The organism is Sphingomonas sp. M6A6_1c (assembly GCF_053345135.1).
Genome location: NZ_JBKEZO010000004.1, coordinates 1 through 19,221 on the forward strand (window position 1 = coordinate 1; position 19,221 = coordinate 19,221).

16 protein-coding genes and 1 tRNA gene are annotated in these 19,221 nt (G+C 68.8%); 7 read left to right on the top strand and 10 right to left on the bottom strand.

The genetic code is table 11. From position 1 onward, the window contains the following. Positions 1 to 175: 175 nt before the first annotated feature. From ACLBWH_RS08545 to ACLBWH_RS08555, 3 genes are all read right to left on the bottom strand, one after another. Complete coding sequence (locus tag ACLBWH_RS08545; RefSeq protein ID WP_447798217.1) at positions 176 to 1,279, bottom strand: PepSY-associated TM helix domain-containing protein; 1,104 nt, start codon at positions 1,277 to 1,279, stop codon at positions 176 to 178. Next, entirely contained in the window at positions 1,276 to 3,315 is a 2,040-nt protein-coding gene (locus ACLBWH_RS08550; protein ID WP_447798219.1) for a TonB-dependent receptor, read from the bottom strand. The genes ACLBWH_RS08545 and ACLBWH_RS08550 overlap by 4 nt, the downstream gene beginning before the upstream one ends. Positions 3,316 to 3,383: 68 nt before the next feature. Beyond that, complete coding sequence (locus tag ACLBWH_RS08555) at positions 3,384 to 3,800, bottom strand: DUF2946 family protein (protein ID WP_447798221.1); 417 nt, start codon at positions 3,798 to 3,800, stop codon at positions 3,384 to 3,386. Between the two features lie 99 nt (positions 3,801 to 3,899). Between ACLBWH_RS08555 and ACLBWH_RS08560 the strand changes: the two genes are divergently transcribed. Then, complete coding sequence (locus ACLBWH_RS08560) at positions 3,900 to 4,544, top strand: hypothetical protein (RefSeq protein ID WP_447798222.1); 645 nt, start codon at positions 3,900 to 3,902, stop codon at positions 4,542 to 4,544. A gap of 100 nt (positions 4,545 to 4,644) precedes the next feature. On the opposite strand, the gene ACLBWH_RS08565 is transcribed toward ACLBWH_RS08560, so the two are convergent. Next, positions 4,645 to 5,259, bottom strand: coding sequence for a DUF4893 domain-containing protein (locus ACLBWH_RS08565; RefSeq protein WP_447798224.1), 615 nt, complete (start codon positions 5,257 to 5,259; stop codon positions 4,645 to 4,647). Further along, on the bottom strand, positions 5,256 to 6,041 hold the full coding sequence (locus ACLBWH_RS08570; protein WP_447798225.1) for a 3-hydroxybutyrate dehydrogenase: 786 nt from the start codon (positions 6,039 to 6,041) through the stop codon (positions 5,256 to 5,258). The genes ACLBWH_RS08565 and ACLBWH_RS08570 overlap by 4 nt, the downstream gene beginning before the upstream one ends. A 104-nt stretch (positions 6,042 to 6,145) precedes the next feature. Between ACLBWH_RS08570 and ypfJ the strand changes: the two genes are divergently transcribed. Continuing rightward, on the top strand, positions 6,146 to 7,060 hold the full coding sequence (gene ypfJ / locus ACLBWH_RS08575) for a KPN_02809 family neutral zinc metallopeptidase (RefSeq protein ID WP_322847478.1): 915 nt from the start codon (positions 6,146 to 6,148) through the stop codon (positions 7,058 to 7,060). A 221-nt stretch (positions 7,061 to 7,281) separates the two neighbouring features. Here the strand turns inward: ypfJ and ACLBWH_RS08580 are convergent, their stop codons facing one another. Beyond that, positions 7,282 to 8,526, bottom strand: a complete 1,245-nt coding sequence (locus ACLBWH_RS08580; RefSeq protein ID WP_322847477.1) for an N-acetylmuramoyl-L-alanine amidase family protein — start codon at positions 8,524 to 8,526, stop codon at positions 7,282 to 7,284. 473 nt (positions 8,527 to 8,999) lie between these two features. Between ACLBWH_RS08580 and ACLBWH_RS08585 the strand changes: the two genes are divergently transcribed. Together ACLBWH_RS08585 and ACLBWH_RS08590 are read left to right on the top strand one after the other, a co-directional pair. Next, positions 9,000 to 11,768 carry an Rne/Rng family ribonuclease gene (locus ACLBWH_RS08585; RefSeq protein ID WP_447798802.1) on the top strand — a complete coding sequence of 923 codons (2,769 nt, stop codon included), beginning with the start codon at positions 9,000 to 9,002 and terminating at the stop codon, positions 11,766 to 11,768. 193 nt (positions 11,769 to 11,961) lie between these two features. Then, positions 11,962 to 13,593, top strand: coding sequence for a hypothetical protein (locus tag ACLBWH_RS08590; RefSeq protein WP_447798227.1), 1,632 nt, complete (start codon positions 11,962 to 11,964; stop codon positions 13,591 to 13,593). A 13-nt stretch (positions 13,594 to 13,606) separates the two neighbouring features. Here the strand turns inward: ACLBWH_RS08590 and ACLBWH_RS08595 are convergent, their stop codons facing one another. Next, positions 13,607 to 14,596: an NADP-dependent oxidoreductase gene (locus ACLBWH_RS08595; protein ID WP_447798229.1), complete on the bottom strand. Its 990-nt coding sequence runs from the start codon at positions 14,594 to 14,596 to the stop codon at positions 13,607 to 13,609. 109 nt (positions 14,597 to 14,705) lie between these two features. Beyond that, positions 14,706 to 15,938, bottom strand: a complete 1,233-nt coding sequence (locus ACLBWH_RS08600) for a DUF2171 domain-containing protein (protein ID WP_447798231.1) — start codon at positions 15,936 to 15,938, stop codon at positions 14,706 to 14,708. A 247-nt stretch (positions 15,939 to 16,185) separates the two neighbouring features. On the opposite strand from ACLBWH_RS08600, the gene ACLBWH_RS08605 reads away from it, so the two are divergent. From ACLBWH_RS08605 to ACLBWH_RS08615, 3 genes are all read left to right on the top strand, one after another. Beyond that, positions 16,186 to 16,261 (top strand) — tRNA-Ala (locus ACLBWH_RS08605). An 87-nt stretch (positions 16,262 to 16,348) separates the two neighbouring features. Next, entirely contained in the window at positions 16,349 to 17,095 is a 747-nt protein-coding gene (locus ACLBWH_RS08610) for an NUDIX hydrolase (protein WP_447798232.1), read from the top strand. After that, positions 17,095 to 17,823 (top strand): extensin-like domain-containing protein, encoded by a 729-nt coding sequence (locus ACLBWH_RS08615; protein WP_447798233.1) that lies wholly within the window; start codon positions 17,095 to 17,097, stop codon positions 17,821 to 17,823. Before ACLBWH_RS08610 ends, ACLBWH_RS08615 begins: the two co-directional genes overlap by 1 nt. A gap of 15 nt (positions 17,824 to 17,838) precedes the next feature. Here ACLBWH_RS08615 and ACLBWH_RS08620 read toward each other — a convergent pair whose 3' ends face one another. Continuing rightward, positions 17,839 to 18,393: a hypothetical protein gene (locus ACLBWH_RS08620; protein WP_322848038.1), complete on the bottom strand. Its 555-nt coding sequence runs from the start codon at positions 18,391 to 18,393 to the stop codon at positions 17,839 to 17,841. A 517-nt stretch (positions 18,394 to 18,910) separates the two neighbouring features. Beyond that, positions 18,911 to 19,186: a hypothetical protein gene (locus tag ACLBWH_RS08625; protein ID WP_322847471.1), complete on the bottom strand. Its 276-nt coding sequence runs from the start codon at positions 19,184 to 19,186 to the stop codon at positions 18,911 to 18,913. Between the last annotated feature and the right edge of the window lie 35 nt (positions 19,187 to 19,221).

Consider the following 19,221-nt stretch of genomic DNA (forward strand, 5'->3'; position numbering starts at 1 on the left):
AGCCGTGACGGAGGGGGAGGACACGGAACAGACGTGTCGCTTACCTCCCCCTCCGTCATGCCTGCGGCATGCCACCTCCCCCTGGCGGGGGAGGAATTACGTTACATCTCCGCGCCTCCGCGCGAACAAAGTCCTTCTGCGCTTCGCGCCTTCGCGCCTTCGCGTGAACTCCTCTCTACGCGGCAGCGGAACGCGCCCGCACCCGCCACCGCCAGACCCCGGTGACGAACAGCACGGCCGGCAACAGCCCCGACGCGAACGCCAGCCACCGCCCGACCAATCCGAACGCCTCCCCGTCGTGCAACGGATGCAGCCACGTCAGCAGCACGTCGCCCCCGCTGTCCCGCCGCGCGTCGCGCACCGCCAGCACCCGCCCGTCATAGGGATCGAGCCACACGTTGCTGCGCGGAAAGCGCCGGCTCGGCTCGCCGGGCAGCGCAAGATTGACGCGCACCACGCCGCGCGCACCCGCCGGCGTCTCGATCCACGCCAGCGCGCCGCCCGGCAGCACCCGCTCCGCCCGCCGCACCAGATCGTCGAGCGGCAGGAAGCCCCCCGCCCGCGGCACGCCGACCAGCTTGGGCGGCACGAACAACGGCGAGGTCCGCGCCACCACGGGACGCACCTGATCGGGCAGATCGAGCATCGCCCCCGTCACCGTCACGACGATCAGCACCAAGGCCCCGCCGATCCCCGCCCATTTATGCCAGTCGTACAGGCGCCGCGACCGCACGGCGCGGCGCTTCCACGCCAGCGAGCGTCGCCAGCCGCCCGGCCGCGGCCACCACGCCCACAAGCCGCTGACCAGCATCGCCAGCATGACGATCCCCGCGATCCCCATCACGATCGCCCCCGGCGCCTCCAGCAGCAGCCGGTAATGGAGATCGTAGATCCACGTCGTCCAGTAATCGCCCCAATAGCCGCGTCGTACGACGTGAAGGCTTACCGGATCGAGCCACAGCATCATCGGCGCGAACGCCCGCCCCCGCGTCTCGACGGGCTGGTAATAGCGCACCGGGATCGGCCCGCCGTCGGGCGTCACCTCGATCCGCCACGCGCCCGTCCGCTCCGGCTCCGCACGGCGCAGCGCGTCATAGACCGCCTGCCACGACGCGGGCCGCCCGCCCGCCGCGACGCGCGCCAGTCCCGGATGCAGCGCGCCGTCGATCGCGGTGTAGAAGACCAGCACGCTCCCGGTCAGCCCGGTCAGCGCGAACAGCGCCCCGACGGTCAGCCCCAGCCACAAATGGATGCGCCGGACGACGACCCGCGCCCTCACAGCGTCAGCCGCACGCTGCCATAAAGCGCGCGGCTGTCCGCCGGCGAATGCAGCACCTGCGTTCCGTCGTACCAGACATATTCGTAACGCCGGTTGCCGATGTTCTTGAGTTGCGCGGCGACTTCGAGCTGCGGCAGCACCCGCCACGCCACCTCGCCGGTGACCACCAGATAGGCGCCGTAGCGCGGCAAGGTGTTGGCCGGCGTCAGTTCGTAGCTCGACTGGCCATTGCCCCACAGCGACACCCGCCACCGCGCCGCCGGCACGACGTCGACGCCGCCGGAGAACAGATTCTGCGGCACATGGTCGATCCAATTGCCCGCCTGCGACGGCGTCGCCGGATCGGGGGTGACGATCCGCGCCCGCTGGTACGAATAGGCGCCCCACAGATTGGCCCCCTTCACCGGCGTGACGCTGACCTGCACGTCGAGCCCGCGCCGCCGCGTCGCGCCGAGATTGTCGCTGTCGCCGGAGGGATCGTTGAGCCGTCGCTTGATCTCGCCGCTCGCGGTCTGCTGCCACAGCGCAACGCGCGCCTCCAGCCAGCGCCCGCGCGCCAGCTTGACGCCCGCCTCCCAGCCCTCGTTGATCGACGGCGCGAGGTCGGTGGTACGCGGCGGCACCTTATAGGCGCCGGCACCCACGCCGATCTGGAACGTCCGCCCGTAATTGCCGTAAGCGGTGACGCCGGCGAGCGGCGTGATCGCGACGCTCAGCTTGGGCTGGCTGATCGTGCCGTAATCGTTGATCGGATACCGCTGCCCGTTCATCCGGTTGCGCAGCGTTCCGGAGACGGTGTCGAACCGCCAGCCCGGCGTGATGCTCAGCCACGCGACCGGCTCGATCACCGCCTGCGCATAGCCGCCCGCGACGGTCAGCCCGAACGCCTGATCGCGCGTCTGGCTGGTGATGATGCGGCTCGCGGTCAGCCAGCGCAGGCTCTGATTGTCCTGCACCTGCACGTCGCCGCCCGCTTCGAGCATCAGCCGGTGCAGGAACGCCACCTTGGGGTGGTAATGGAGCGTCGCGAGCGCGCCATATTGGTCCTCGCGTGCCAGCCGCCGCTGCTGCGCCACCGTCGCCGAGAACCGCACGAACCGGTCGTCGTGCAACCCGTTGGCATAGCCCTTGGCGCTCAACGCCAGCGTATCGGTCAGATCGGCATCGAGGTGCAGGCTATATTGGCTCATCTGCCGCCGCCCGCCGTCGCTCGCCGAAACCGGATAGGAGCGGCGCCGGTCGCCATAAGCGTCGGCGTCGGTGAGATAGCCCGGCTCCTGCGCTTCGACCTGCGCGTAGCGCGCGATCCCGCCGAGCCGCACCGCACCCCAATCGTAGAACCATTTGCCCGCAAGGCTCACCCGGTCGAGCCCGGCATGGTCGCGAAACCCGTCGCTGTGGCGATAGCCGACGAAGTAATTCTGGCTGAACCTGCCCGTCTCGACCCCCGCGGAAAGCTGCCCCTCCGCGGTGCCGAACGCGCCGCCGAGGCCACGCGCGTCGAGATAATCGCCGCCGATCCGCGTCGCGATATCGGCGCTGCCGGCGATCGCATGCAGGCCGTAACGCGGATCGGCGGTGCCGCGGACCAGCTCGACCTGCGCGATGTCGAGCGGCATCACCGCGTCGATGAACGGCATGCTGCCGTCGTTTGCGTTGCTCGGCACGCCATCGATCAGCAATTTGACCGCGTTGATCTCGCCCTCGCCGTTGAAGCCGCGGATCGAGAACCGGCCAGAGGTCGTCCCCTGGTTGAAGTCGGTCAGCGAGACGCCGGGCAACCGCGCGAACAGCTCCCACGTATTGTCGACGCTCTGCCGCTGCGCGACGTCGCCGCCGAGGCGGTCGATCGAGGTGATGATGTTGCTGGTCGATCGCGCCATGTCGCGCGCGGTGACGACGATGTCGCCGATCGAGAAACCGGTGTCGTTCCGGTCGGCGTCGTGATCGTGGCTCTGCGCCCTTGCCGGGGTCGCGAGCGCGGGGACGAGGGCGAGCGCGACGCCCGCCGCCGTAGCGGTTCGTAGAATGATCATTGCAGGCAATTCCCGATCCTGGCGCGTGCCCTCTCCCGGGCCGCACCGTCAGTGTCGTTGTGGATGGATCAGGAGAGGCGCGGCGGTCCGCGCATCGGTGGCCGCAGATGGGCACGGTCGCGCAACGCCGGCCAGCGCGTCGCGCGCACGCCGAGCGCCATGGCAAAGGCGATCGCCAGCACCAGCAACACCGGGTCGACCGGCGCCGTCGCCGCCTGCGCCAGCCCGGCATAGGGACAGGGCATGTCGGTGGCGGGGTGATCGGATTCGCGATGGTCACCCGAACCGTGATGGCCGCCGTGCGCCATCGCCATCGCCATCGGTGCGACCGGACCGTAGCCGCTGCACAATTGCAGCACCGGCCGGCCGTCGACGCTGCCGACCATGAACCCCGCCGGCACCAGCAGCCGCACCGCGAGCGCCAGCGCCGCCAGCCACAAAGCGAGCGTGCGATGATCCAGCAGCAGGCGGCGGAGCGACGTCACGGCCACGTCTTAGGCGCGCCCGCGGCCCCTGTCATCGACTTGCATCAGGTAGGATAATCGTAATGTCCGCCGGCTAATATTCCGTCTAACATGAAGAACATGCATCGGTCCCTGCTCCGCCCGCTCCTCGCTACGCTGCTGCTGTTCGGCACGCTCTTCGGATCTGTCCCGGCGTGGGCGGCGGTGACGATCACCTTCTGGAGCCATGAGCTGGGCAACAGCTTCCCGCACGCCTTCTTCACGCTGCGCGGTGTCCAGGATGGCGGCGGGCCACCGGTCGACGTCAATTACGGCTTCACCGCCAAATCGGTCTCGCCCGCGTTGCTGATGGGCAGCGTCGCCGGGCGGCTCGATATCTCCCGGCCCTTCTATATCGGCACCAGCGACGCCCAATTTTCGGTGGTGCTGACCGACGCCCAATATGCGCAGGTCCTGACCCTAATCGCCGCCTGGGACGATAAGACCGGCGACGGACGCTACAATCTGAGCGATCGCAACTGCATCCACTTCGTCAAGGAAGCCGCCCGCATCGCCGGCCTGACCGGTCTCGATCATCCCAAACTGATGAAGAAGCCGCGCTCCTATCTGCAGGCGGTCGCGGCGGCCAATCCCGACCGCGTCGCCGTCATCCACATGCACGGCAAGGCCTATCTCGCCTCGCTGCCGCCGTTGACGGCGGCGCCGGTAAGCGTGGCGTCGGCGCCGGCGCCGGTCGCGATGATCCAGCCGCTACCGGCACACTGACCGCCCTCCCCGTTCGTGCCGAGCCTGTCGAAGCACGGTGAGACTCACCCGCCCTTCGACAGGCTCCGGCCAACGGGCCTTGGGAGTCTGATCCTCCCGCCTACCCCCGCACGATCTCCATCACGTCGAGCGTCGAATGGAAGCCCGGGAACGGCAGCACCAGCCGCCAGCGCGCGGTGCCGATCCGTTCGACCAGCCCCGCCATGTCGCGCTGCCGGTCGCGGCCGTAGCGCATCGGCCGGTCCTCGTCGCCGAGCGCCAGCGTGCCGAGGAAGATGGTGCGCGAATCGGTGCTGTCGAACAGATTGCCGCTCGCCCGCTGGTCGCCGTCGGTGACGAAATGGCGGACGATCCCCGTCTCGCTCACCCGGCAGCCCGTCCAGCCGCCGCTCAGCAGCGGCCGCGCGCCCGGGCCGATCCCGCCGAGCCGATGCACCCGGCAACGATAGACGCCGGGCAGCAGCGCCGCCCCCTCGATCACGCGGTCGGGATCGAACAGGTCCGCGTCGGCGGCGAGCCGCTCGCGTCCCTCGGGCGTCGCGCGCACCTTGGTCAGCGCCTGCACCCAGGCATCGCGCCAGCCGCGCAGGCGTTCGCGATCCTGCCGCGTCGCGACCTTGCGCCAGTCGCTGTCGCCCGTGTCCTGCGCGCGCACCGCGGCGGTGGCGAGCATCGCGCCGGCGAGCGTCACCGCCAGAAAGCGCCCCACCCTCATGCCGCGGTCCAGCCGCCGTCGACCGACAGATTGGCGCCGGTGATCGCCTTCGCCTCGTCGCGGCACAGGAACAGCGCCAGCGCCGCCACCTGCTCGGGCGTCACGAATTCCTTGGTCGGCTGCGCGGCGAGCAGCACGTCGTTCATCACCTGCTCGCGCGTCATCCCGCGCGCCGTCATCGTGTCGGGGATCTGCGCCTCGACCAGCGGCGTCCAGACATAGCCCGGCGAGATGCAATTGACCGTCACGCCATGCTGCGCCGTCTCCAGCGCGATCGTCTTGGTCAGCCCGACCAGCCCGTGCTTGGCCATGACATAGGCGGATTTGTTGGGGCTCGCGACGAGGCTGTGCGCCGAGGCGGTCGAGATGATCCGCCCCCAGCCCTGCGCCTTCATGTGCGGGACGGCGGCGCGCATCGCATGCCAGGCGCTGGTCAGGTTGATCGCCAGGATCGCCTCCATCCGTTCGGGCGGAAACGATTCGATCGGCGCGACATGCTGGACGCCGGCATTGTTGACGAGGATATCGACGCGCCCCGTCTCGCCCACCGCCCGCTCGACCAGCGCGGCGATCTCGTCGGGCCTCGTCATGTCGGCGGCATCGTACAGCGCCGCCGCGCCGCTCGTCGCGGCGAGCCCGGCGCGGACCGTCTCGATCGCATCGGACTCGCCGAAGCCGTTGATGACCACTGCCGCGCCTTCCGCCGCGAACGCCCGCGCATAGGCCAGGCCGATGCCCGACGTGGACCCGGTGACGATCGCGGTCTTGCCCTTGAGGAACATGGGACGTGCTCTCCTGCTACGGCTCCCGTCTGCGTCGATGCGCGCGCTGTTGCAACCGGGGGCGGTGTTCGGGCATTCGTAACGCAAGCTAAACGGAGCCTTGCATGCGCCTCGACGATTTCGATCCCAATATTGACGTCGGCGACCAGGGGAACCGCGGCGGCGGTTTCGGTGGCGGCGGTGGCGGCGGCGGCCTGTTGTTCGGCCTGTTGCCGCTGATCGGCAGCCGCTTCGGCTGCGGCGGCATCGTCGTCGTGCTGCTGCTGATGGCGGTCTTCGGCGGGCTCGGCAATCTCGGCGGCCTCGTCGGCGGTGGTGGCGGCAGCGGCACGCAGGTGACGCGCAGCGCGCCATCCGAAGGCGGTTCGGCGACCGCGGTCTGCACCGCGGATCCCGCCAAGAAAGCGGCCTGCGACGCATTCAGCTCGGCGCAGAAGACCTGGACCGCGCTGTTCGCGCAGAGCGGCCAGCGCTTTACCGCGCCCGGGCTGCGCTTCTTCTCGCAGAACGGCCAGTCGGGCTGCGGCGCCGCGCAATCGGCGATGGGGCCGTTCTACTGCCCGACCGACCAGCGCATCTATCTCGACACCAGCTTCTTCGACGAACTCGCCAACCGCTTCGGCGCCAAGGGCGATTTCGCGCAGGATTACGTGATCGCGCACGAATTCGGCCATCACATCCAGAATCTGCTCGGCACGTCCGACAAGGTGCAGAACGTCCAGCGCGGCGGCAGCGAGACCGAAGGCAATGCCGCTTCGGTCCGCCTCGAACTCCAGGCGGATTGCTATGCCGGCGTCTGGGCCGCGCAGAACCGCAGCCGCATGGAACCGGGCGATCTCGAAGAGGGGCTGACCGCCGCGCAGGCGATCGGCGACGACACGCTCCAGAAGGAATCGACCGGCCGCGTCGTCCCCGACAGCTTCACGCACGGCACCTCGGCGCAGCGCATGCACTGGCTGCAACGCGGCATCCAGACCGGCGACCCCGCCCAATGCGACACGTTCTCGGGCGCGATCTGACGGGCTCCTCTCCCTTGCCAGCGCTATCGCATAGGACCGATTGCGAGCTTAGACGGCATTCATATACCCCGTCATGCCGGACTCGATCCGGCATCCCGCTTCTTCCTGCCGTTTGAAGAAGCGGCACCCCGGCGCAGGGCCGGGGTGACGGATCGGAGTTGGAACGTCGTCCGAATCACTCGGACGTTCATCCGGGATCGCCCTCCCCCGACTGGAGGAAATCAGCGCCCCGCCAATTGCCGGGCGAAATGCACCTCGACCGCCCTGGTCACGCTGTCCGCGATCCGTTCGCGGCCCGCCGGGCTGTCGAGGAACGCCGCATCGACCGGATTGGAGATATAGCCCGTCTCGAACAGGATCGACGGCATGTCCGGCGCCTTCAGCACCATCAGCGACGCCATCCGGTGGAACACCGGCTTGGTCGGGATGCGCGGCTTGGCCTCGCGCCCGAGCAGCCGCGCGAAGCTCGCCGAACTGTTCATCGTCTCGCGCTGCGCGAGATCGATCAGGATCGACGAGACGTCCGCGCCCGCATCGCCGAGATTGACGCCGGCGATCACGTCCGCCTTGTTCTCGCGCATCGCCAGCCGCGCCGCTTCCTTGTCCGACGCGACTTCGGACAAGGTATAGACCGACGCGCCGCTCGCATCGCCGCTGCCGACGCTATCGCAATGCACCGAGATGAACAGGCTCGCCTTCAGCCGCCGCGCGATGCCGTAGCGCTCGCGCAGCACCAGATAGCGGTCGTCGTCGCGGGTCAGCGCCACCCGCACCCGCCCGCTCGCCAGCAGCGCGTCACGGATCGAACGCGCGATGCGCAACGTCACGTCCTTCTCGCGCAGCCCGGTGACCGCGTTGATCGCCCCCGGATCGACGCCGCCATGGCCGGCATCGATCACCACCAACGGCCGGCTGTCGTCGCCGCGCACCCGCGGCAGCGCGACGGCGCGCGCCGGCGGCGGCACGGGGATCGACAGCTTGTATTTCGGCCGCGGTGCCCATTGGCCCAGATCGATCGCGAAGAAGCGCAACGGCGCGGCCGCGCCCGCCGCGGCGAAGCGGGCGGCGGTCGCCGGCGCGATCGACAGCGCCAGATTGCCGTCCGCATCGAAGCCGCCGTCGGCGATCACCGCCGGCCGTGCGAGATCGAGCAGCAACCGCGTGCCGTCGCCCTGCCGCACCTGCCTGATGCTGCGCACCAGCCCGCCGGTGACCACCTCCGCACCGGGGATCGCCTGCGCAACGTCGACCGCGATCTGGCGGCTGCCGCGCAGCACCATGCCCGTCGCGTCGATCACCGGCCCGTCGAACCGCACGACGATGCGGCCGCCGTCGACCACGACGCTGCGGATCGCCGTCGCGGCATGGGCCGGCGCGCTCGCGCACCAGCCGAGGATCAGGGCAACGATCGCGAACATCGGGCGACCTTGCCGCGCCGCGGGGGCGCCGGTCCAGCGAAAAGCCATGACAGGTTCCTTGGGCGCCGGCGTCTGGCCGGCGCCTGAACGAGCGTCATGACAGGCAAGCGCCAACGCCCGGTTGCGCGGCACGGTTAATGCACGATTCGGCATGAATTTGCCGTCCGTCCGGCAGATTCGTGCCAGTTGCGATACGAGAAGCGCAATGCTACCAACGGACTGCACCCGTGCGTCGCGCTTCATTCGTGCAAGCGACGCATCGGTCCCCGCGCCGTCCTGGCGCGGCTTTAACCAGGTTGACGCTCGCATGACGCACTTATCCAACGTTCGACACCGCCCGGCCTCGGCCGGCGGCGTGTCGGACGTGTGGGAGGGCCGTGCCCCCCGACGTGCGCGGCGAGCAGACGCATTCTCACCATCCCGCGCCGGTCCGCCCGGCGCCATCTATCAACGCGCATGCGCGCCCTGCGGCCAAGTTGCAGGAGCGCCACGCGCGCGGAGACCATTCAATGACCACGCGTATGCTGATCGACGCACGCCACCGGGAAGAGACCCGGGTTGCCGTCGTCAAGAATAACCGGATCGAGGAATTCGATTTCGAAAGCGCCGAGCGCAAGCAGCTCAAGGGCAATATCTACCTCGCCAAGGTGACCCGCGTCGAACCGTCGCTGCAGGCGGCGTTCGTCGATTACGGCGGCAATCGCCACGGCTTCCTCGCGTTCAGCGAAATCCACCCGGATTATTATCAGATCCCCAAGGAGGATCGCGACGCGCTGCTGCGCGAAGAGGCGGAGCATGCCGCCGAGGAAGCCGCGCTGCGCGCCGAACATGACGGCGACGACGACGATCACGAGGGCGACGAGCACGGCGACGACGACCACGACGATTTCGACGACGCCGACCATCACGACGATGGCGAGCATGACGAGGGCGAAGGCGCGGCGGAGGGCACGTCGAAGAAGCCGCGCAGTGCCAATGACGAAGAGGTCGAGGCGCTGCGTCAGCGTCGCATGAACCTCCGCCGCCGCTACAAGATCCAGGACGTGATCCGCCGCCGTCAGGTGCTGCTGGTCCAGGTCGTCAAGGAAGAGCGCGGCAACAAGGGTGCGGCGCTGACCACCTATCTCAGCCTCGCCGGCCGCTATTGCGTGCTGATGCCCAACACGTCGCATGGCGGCGGCATCAGCCGCAAGATCAGCAACGCGTCGGACCGCAAGCGCTTGAAGTCGATCATGGCCGACATGCAATTGCCGCCGTCGATGGGCTGCATCGTCCGCACCGCGGGTCTTCAGCGCACCAAGGTCGAGATCAAGCGCGACTTCGATTATCTCGCGCGGCTGTGGGACGGCATCCGCGAGGCGACGCTGGGCTCGGCCGCGCCGGCGCTCGTCTATGGCGACAGCGACCTCATCAAGCGCGCGATCCGCGATATCTACAACAAGGATATCGACGAGGTCATCGTCGAGGGCGAGGACGGCTTCCGCCAGGCGAAGGACTTCATGAAGCTGCTGATGCCCAGCCACGCACGCCGCGTCCGGCAATATGCCGACGCCGTGCCGCTGTTCCAGCGCGCGCATGTCGAGGACCAGCTCGCCGCGATGTACCATCCGGTCGTCCAGCTGAAGTCGGGCGGCTATCTCGTCATCAATCCGACCGAAGCCCTGGTGTCGATCGACATCAACTCCGGCCGCTCGACCCGCGAGCACAATATCGAGCAGACCGCGACCGCGACCAATCTGGAAGCGGCGCAGGAGATCGCGCGTCAGCTCCGCCTGCGCGACATGGCCGGCCTCGTCGTCATCGACTTCATCGACATGGACAACAATTCCAATGTCCGGAAGGTCGAGAAGGCGATGAAGGAAGCGCTCAAGGACGATCGCGCCCGCATCCAGGTCGGCCGCATCTCCTCCTTCGGGCTGATGGAGATGAGCCGCCAGCGGCTGCGCACCGGCGTGCTCGAAGCCTCCACCCGCGCCTGCCCGCATTGCGAGGGCACCGGCCTCGTCCGCACCGCCTCGTCGGCGGGTCTGTCGGCGCTGCGCCTGATCGAGGAAGAGGCCGCCCGCGGCCGCGGCTCGCTGCTGACGCTGCGCGCCAGCCAGGAAGCGACGATTTACGTCCTCAACCGCAAGCGCGCCGACATCGCCGAGATCGAGGATCGCTACGGCGTCCAGGTCGAGATCATCCCCGATCGCGAAGAAGAGGGCGCACGCATGTCGGTCGAGGCCTCCGGCCCGCCGCCCGCTTACGCCCCCAAGATCGAGGCGCTCGTCGAAGAGGATTACGACGACGCCCCCGAGGAGATCGAGGAGGAAGAGGAAGACGAGGAGATCGTCGAGGCGGAGGAAGAGCCGCGTCGCGAGGGCGGGCGCCGTCCCGAGCAGCGCGAAGCGGGCAGCGACGACGAGGGCGAAGGCCGCGGTCGTGGCCGCCGTCGTCGCCGTCGCGGTCGTCGCGGTCGCAAGGACGAGAATGGCGAGGCGTCGCAGGACGAGGCCGGCACCTACACCGAGGTCGAGGATGGCGTCGGAACCGAGACCGAGACCGACATCGATGCCGATGCCGATACGGACGGTGTCGCCGACGAGGCCGAGACGACCGGCACGGATGCCGGCGATCGTCCCGAGGGCGAGGGCCGTCGTCGCCGTGGCCGTCGGGGTCGCCGTGGTGGCCGCCGTCAGGACAATGGTGCCGACACGGCGCCGGCCGCCGAGGCCGATGCCACGGCGTCGGACGACGACCTGCCCCCGGCCGATCTCGAACCGCTCGTCGAGGCGGGTGATGCCGGCCCGGTGATCACCGGCCTCAACGCCCCCGAACCGGCGACGGTCGAGGACGCGGCACCGGTCGAGGCGCCGAAGACCCGCCGCCGTCCCCGCGCCCGCGGCGCCGCTGCGCCTGCGACCGACGCCGTCGTCGAGCCGGTGGCCGAGGTCATCGCGCCGGTCGCCGTGCCCGAACCGGTCGCCGCCGAACCGGCCGCCAAGCCGAAGCGGACCCGCAAGAAAAAGGTCGACGCCGACGCGGTGACCGAAGCGGCGGCACCCGAAGTGCCCGCCGAAGCGCCCGCCGCCGAGGAAAAGCCCAAGCGCCGCCGCACCCGCAAGCCCGCGGCGACCGACGCCGCCCCGGCCGAGACGATCGAGGCGCCCGCCCAGGCCGAACCGACCCCCGCGCCGGCCGAGGAGGCTCCCGAAGCCGCCGACGCCGACGCCGAGGCCGACGCTACGACAGACGAAAACGGCGAAACCCCGCGTCGCGGCTGGTGGCAGCGCACCTTCGGCGCGTGATCCGTCGCCATCCGCCATCCCCGCCGGTTCGGGGATGGCGGACGGCACGGCCTCCAGTGAATTCACCGCCGCGCTAGCCCGCTGACCATTGTGGACATGACTTCGCCCTCGCTTTAGGCACGGTGCCATGTCCACCGCCCTCCCCCGTATCCTTCGCCACGGAGGCGTAGCGGCACTCGTTTATTGCGTCGCAATGGCGCTGTTCTTCCGTGTACCAATCCTCAGCGGCTTCGATCTCGGCTTCGGCGAACGCGGCGATGCGATCATCGAGATCGCGATCCTCGAACATTGGCACAACGTCCTGCGCGGCGTCGCGGCGTGGGATACGACCTTCTACTTCTACCCCCACGCCGGCACCCTCGGTTACAACGACGGCTATCTGCTCTACGGGATCGTCTATTCCGTCTGGAGACTGTTCGCCGACCCCTTCCACGCCGACACGCTCAACATCCTCACCTTCAAGACGATCGGTTTCGTCGCCGCCTATCGACTCGTGGCGCATACGCTCGGCTGGGGCCGTGCCGCCGCCCTGCTTGTCGCGCTGCTCTGGTCGGTGGCGAGCAACATCACGCTGCAAGCCGTCCACGCACAATTGCAAAGCGTCGCGCTGCAACCGCTCGCGATGATGCTGGCGATTGGCGCCGTCCGTGCCGAGCGCGATGGTCGCCATGGCCGCGCCCGCCTGCTGGCGATCGTCCTTGCCGCGCTGATGGCGGCGTGGCTCCTCACCTCTTACTACATGGCGTGGTTCACGATTTTCTCCGGCTGTCTGTTCGTGGCCTGCTGGATCGTGCTCAGCGGCGACTGGCGCCTCCACGTCATTCGCCGCCATGCGGTGACGATCGCCTGCGGCGGCGGTGCGTTCGCCGTCTTCGCCGTGCCGTTCCTTGCGGTGTATCTGCCCAAGGTCCACGAAACAGGCGGCGAGCCCTATTTTGAGATGCTCGGCTATCTCGTCACGCCGGTGATCGACATGCTCAACGTCGGCGCGGGCAATTATCTGTGGGGCTGGATCTTCCGCCCCCTGCTGGCGCTGGTTCATGCCGTCCTGCCCGACGATCCCGCGTTGCCCGGCCGTGTCCTCGGCGGCGAGCATGAGGCGGGGTTTCCGCTGCTATTCTGCGCGCTGCTGGTGATCGCGGCCTGGCGGATCATCGTGCGACGGCGCGTCACGGCGGATCGACCTGCACCCGTCGAATTGCGCGCCTTCACATTGGCGATGATCGTCGCGTGGCTGTTGACGTTGCAATTCTGGGTCGCCTCGCCCTGGGGGCTGGTCTTCGAACTCGTGCCGGGTGCCAAGGGACTTCGCACGGTATCGCGCTACCAATTGTGGCTGACGCTGCCGTTCCTGCTGATCGCAGTCGCGGCATGGCGGGAGCGGGCAACGCTGCTGGCGCGATCGCGGCCATGGCTGGCGGCGACACTCGTAATACTGTTAGTCTCCGAGAACCTCAGCGCCGAAACCCCCGCGCAGATCGGCCGCAGCGGGCAACGCGCCGCGCTTTGGCCGATTCCCTCGCCGCCCACCGGCTGCGGCGCCTTCTACGTCGTGGCGAGCCGGGTGACCGAGCCGGTCTATATCAACGCCGAACTCGACGCGCTCTACCCCCATAACGTCGATGCGATGCTGCTCGCCGAGCTTTGGCGGGTGCCGACGATCAATGGTTTTTCGACGTTCAACCCGCCCGACTGGAATTTCGCCAGCCCGCGCGCCGCCGATTACGACGCACGGGCGATGGCCTATGCCCGCCGACACAGGCTGCGCCACCTGTGCCGGCTCGACGTCCGCCAGCCGCAGCCGTGGACGCGGATCCGGGGGTAATGGATCTAGCGGGTCAGAGCTTGACCAGCATCTTCCCCATATTGCCCCCGGAGAACAGGCCCAGGAACGCCTCCGGCATCCGCTCCAGCCCCTCGAACACCGTCTCGTTGCGCTTGAGCTTGCCGTCCTTCAGCCAGCCGCCCATGTCGCGATAGAAGTCCGCGGAGCGATCCTTGAAGTCGCTGACGATGAAGCCCTGTATCCGGATGCGGTTGCCGATCAGCCGCGCCAGATAGCGCAATTCGGTCGGCTTGCTGCTGTTGTAGACGTCGATCATCCCGCACACCGCGAACCGCGCGTGCAGATTGGCGTGCGCCAGCGCCGCGTCGAGATGCTCGCCGCCGACATTGTCGAAATAGACGTCGATGCCGTTGCGCGCCACCTCGCCGAGCGCCTTCACCACCGGCGTGCCGCTCTTGTAATCGATCACCGCATCGGCGCCGAGCGACTCCACCCAGGCGCATTTCTCCGCGCCGCCCGCCGAGCCGATCACCCGGCAGCCCTTCGCCTTGGCGATCTGCACCACGGTCGACCCGACCGCACCCGCCGCAGCGGAGACGAATACGGTGTCGCCCTCCTTCGCGCCGGCGACCTCGAGCAACCCGAAATAGGCGGTCATCCCCGGCATGCCGAGTTGGCCGAGATAGGCCTGCGGATCGACGTCGAGTTCGGGCAAGGGCTGGACCTGATCGGCGGGCAGCACCGCCTCGTCGCGCCAGCCGGCGAAATGTTGGACGGTATCGCCCTCCTTGAACCGGTCCGAGCGGCTCTCGACCACGGTGCCGATCGCGCCGCCGTCCATCGGCTTGCCGATCTCGAACGGCGGCGTGTAGCTCTTGACGTCGTTCATCCGCCCGCGCATGTACGGATCGACCGACAGCCAGCTGTTGGCGATCCGCACCTCGCCATCGCCGAGGTCGCGGCGATCAAGATCGATCAGCGCGAAATTGTCGCTGGTCGGCAGGCCCTGCGGCCGCGATGTCAGGCTCCACGCTCGTGCCATCGTGTCATTCTCCTCAAATCCGGGCGACCAGTCTGGGCCGACCCGTTGCATATCGCAACGCAAAAGGCCCGGGACATGCCCGGGCCTTCGCGTGGGTCTTCGATCGGGCTCAATAGGTGCCCGAGAAGCTCCGGTTCAGCGTCTTGTCGCCGTCGGTGCCGGTCGTGCCGGTGCCGGTGCTGCTGGTGCTGGCACTCGCCGACGAGGCCGATCGCGTGCCGTCCGCCTGCGTCTGCGTCGCGGCCGAACGGCCGTTCGCATAAGGCTCGCGGCGCGTGCCGTCGTTATCGTCGCCGAACAGCGCCTGGTTGCGCTCCTCGTCGCGCCACGCCTTCTTGGCGTCCGCCGCGGTCTTGCTCAGCGTCACCTTGTCGTCGACCGACTGCAGCCAGCTCGACGGGATCGAATGGTGGCGGCCGCCGGCATCGGCGTCGTTCTTGGTCAGCAGGATGCGATCGCCGCGTACCTTGTCGACGGTGCCGACATGCTCGCCGTCGGACCCGACGACGTCCGCATGTTCCTCGACCTTGTTGAGCAGATCGCGCTGCGACTGGCGGTTGGTGCGCCACGAGCTGAACTCATTCTCGAACTTCGAGCGATGTTCGCGGCGATATTCGTCATAGTCGCGGTCGAGCGACTGGATCTGACCGCGGCGCCAGCTGTGATAGTCGGTGTCGCGATCGTTATAGGCGCGCTCGTCCAGCCGCGAATCGAAGTCGCGACGGCGCTCGGCTTCCTCGTCGCCGAACCACGAGCGGACTTCGTCACCCGCGCGGGCGAAGAAGCCGCGATCCTCGTAGTCATAGCCCTGCGGCTGGCGACCATAGCCCTGCCGGCCCTGCTCATGATCCCGGCCGCCGCGCGCGCGGTTGCGGTAATCGTCGTCGTCGGCATGCCGATACGGACCGAAATCCTCGAACCGGTGCCCGCCCGAACCGTAGCTGCCGTGATATTCGCGCTCGCCGGAATCGCGGCCGGCGTCCGCACCATAGCGGCTGCGCTCGCCATAGCGATTGGCCGACTGACGGTCCTGGTCGTAGCGGCCATGGCTGTCGCGGCCGTCGTTGGCGTAGCGATCATAGCCGCCGCGCGCCGTGCCGTAATCGTCGCGCCCGCGGGTCTGGTCGCGGTTCGCGTCATAGCGATCGTAGCGCTGGTTGCCGTAGTCGCGCGCGCCATAGCCTTGGCGGTCGCCGTCGATCCGGCCGGCGGCCTGATATTCGCGAGCGCTCGAATAGCTGTAGTCGCGGCCCGATCCGTAATCGCGGCCATAGCCCTGGCCGTCGTCGCGTCCGTACGTGTCACCCGGTGCGTTGCTGCGGGGATTGCGTTCGTAGACCATGATCGTCTCCTTGTAGGATAGCTCCTGCGGGTGCCGGTCACGTCGTTGCTGCGCGACCGTGCTCCTGATCCAGATAAAGATCAGGCCGGCGCTTCGTTCCTGAAGTTACGGCGACGCAACGATTTTGCGTCGCACGCAGCGATCGGTCCGTCGCAGGGGAATTTTCGGATCGGTCGATCGGGCCTGTTGCATCGCCGACGAGGGGCGGCTAATGGCGTCGCTCTCGGGCAAGCCCGAGCCGGGGTGCGGGGCTGTAGCTCAGATGGGAGAGCGCTGCAATCGCACTGCAGAGGTCAGGGGTTCGATTCCCCTCAGCTCCACCACCACCCCGCCATTCCCCGAACCATCGCCGGCCCCTCCCCTGACATCGCCCGCGCTACCAACGGCGCCTTGCCGCGTTACACCGGTCTATGGCCAGTGCACCGATCCCCGCCGCGACGCTCGTCGTCTTTCGTGACCTTCGTGATGGTCCGCCGGACCTGCTGATGGTCGAGCGGGCGAAGGCGATGGTCTTCGCCGGCGGCGCGATGGTCTTCCCCGGCGGCCGGATCGATCCCGGCGACCACGCGCTCGCCGCGACGATCGGCACGAGCGACGACGGCGCCGCCCGCATCGCCGCGATCCGCGAGACGATCGAGGAGGCCGGCCTCGCCATCGGCCTCCACCCCGCCCCCTCGGCCGCGACGCTCGCCGCGATCCGCGCGCGGCTGCACGGCGGCGAGGCGTTCGCCGCGATCCTCGCCGACACCGGGTTGACGCTCGATCTCGACGCGTTGGTGCCGTTCGCACGCTGGCTGCCCGATCATCGAACGACGCGCATCTTCGATACGCTCTTCTTCCTCGCCCGCGCACCGGAGGGCGCGGCGGCGACCGTCGACGCGACCGAGAACGTCCGCCTCGTCTGGACCGGCGCCGCCGCGCTGCTCGCCGAGGCGGATGCCGGGCGCGCGACGATCATCTACCCCACCCGCCGCACCCTCGAACGGCTCGCGCTGTTCGCCGATCACGACGCCGCGGTCGCGCAGGCGCGCGCCTATCCGATCCGCACCATCACGCCGTTCGTCGAGACGCGCGACGGCGTGCCGTACCTCTGCATCCCCGACGACCTCGGCTATCCCGTCACCGGCGAGGCGATGACCCGGGCGCAGCGCGGCTGATGCGCGCGTTGCGCCGCGCGATCGGCTGGATCGCGGCGCTGCTTGCGATCGGCGCGGCGGCGCTGCTGCTATGGGCGATCGCACGCGGGCGACCGCAGGACATGCCGTGGACGCCGCTCGATCTCGGCGCCCCGGTCGGCCTATTCACCGGCCGCAAGCTCACCGCGCTCACTCGCGATTTCCCGCGATGCCGCGCGCTGCTCGATCGCGCCGGCGTCCGCTATACCGTGTTGCCGCCACGCCGCGGCGCGGGCGATTGCGGCTATGCCGACGGCATCCGCCTGACCGCGGGCGGCGCGCGGGCGATCGGCTTTCGCCCCGCCGGTCTCGGCGTCGCCTGTCCGGTCGCCGCCGCACTTTCGATGTGGGAGTGGAATGTCGTCCAGCCCGCCGCGCAACGCCATTTCGGCAGCCGCGTCGTGACGATCGACCACTTCGGCAGCTACGCCTGCCGCCGCATCTACGGCCGCGACGCCGGCACCTGGAGCGAGCACGCGACCGCCGACGCGGTCGACATCGCCGGCTTCCGCCTCGCCGACGGCCGCCGCATCACCGTCGTCGGTGACTGGCGCGGCGGGGGCGCGACGGCGGCATTTCTGCACGAGGTCCGCGACGGCGCATGCACGCTGTTCGCGACGACGCTGTCACCCGATTACAACGCCGCGCACCGCGATCACCTGCACCTTGATCAGGCGGATCGCGCTGCGGGATGGCGCGCGTGCCGGTAGCGCGGCGGCCCTAGTTCAATGCGGCAGGGCCGCCCCGGTATCGACCTTCTCCACCCAGTGCGGGAAGAACACCGGCTGCCGGTTCGACCAGCCCGATGCGGTCGCCGCCGCCTCGCTGATCGACTGGAGCAGCTTGCGCCGCACTTCCGGGTGCAGGTGCGGCAGCGCCGCCGCCGCGCAGAACGCGCTCGGCAACCACGGCCGCGACGCCGCACCGATCAGCCGCTCGTACAGGAAGCGGAAGGCCGAGAAGCTGGTCAGCCGCCCCTGCCCCAGGTCGAACCCGACCAGCGTCACCAGCGGCGCCAGGAACGGCTCGACCGCGGAGAGATCGGCATCATCGGGCACCAATTGCCGCAATTCGGGCAGCGCACGGTACAGCCGCGCCTGCGCGCGGATGCTCGCCGCCTCGACGATGTCGCGCGACCAGCGCGTCATCGCATCGTCGCGGTCCAGCCCGATATCGAGGCTGCGGCGGATGTACCGCTGCGTCGAACTCGGAAAGCCCGCGAATTCCTTCATTTCCGCCAGCGTCATCGCGCCTTCGGCCGGTCTGTTCTTGGCACCCATGATCGTCACCCACCCCGCCAGAGAAGTCGGGCCGATCCTGCGCCATGGTGGTTAACAGCATCCTTAACGCGGGACCGTCCGACGTAACAAAAGCATCACGAAAGCTGTTGCAGCGCAACATCCGTTGCGACGAGCGGAGTGCATTTGGTCGCAAAGGTGCCCGTGGTGGTTGCGAGCCCGCCGATTGCCACCCCCAGCGGTCACTCCGGACTCGTCGGAGACCTCTGCGAAACACCGGATGCACCCCGGCGAAGGCCGGGGCCCAGTTGGGAAAGCCGCTGTAAAACATCACAAACCTTCGCCCAACTAGGCCCCGGCCTCCGCGGGGTACAATGCAAAAGTGGAGCACACCGACGTTCGCAAAGGTCTCGAATCGCTGCGTCATCCACTCCGTCACCCCGGACCAAGTCCCGGGCGACCCGTCGTCCGAGAAAAACGCCGCTGCGCCCGCAAGCCACCGCACAGCAAAACGGCGGCCCCTCGCGGGACCGCCGTTCGCTCCATTCCACCGGAAAGCTCAACCCTGCCGGTCGCGCTCCGCATCCTCGTCATAGCCCGACGAGGGCGCCGGGTCGCGATCGTGGCCCGGCTGCGTCAGCGAGGGCGGATCGCTCGCGTCCATCGATTCGTCCAGTCCGGCGTCGAGCCGCGCATCCGCGCTGCCGGGGTTCTTCTCGAGACGCTTGTTGATCGATTTGTCCTGCCCGGCATCCTGGCGCGGGTCACGCTCCTGGTTGCTGGCCGACGGCGCGACCGACAGGCTGTCCAAAGCCTTTTCGTCGATTCCGGTCATGTGACACCCTCCTGAGTTTACCAAGCAGCAACGAT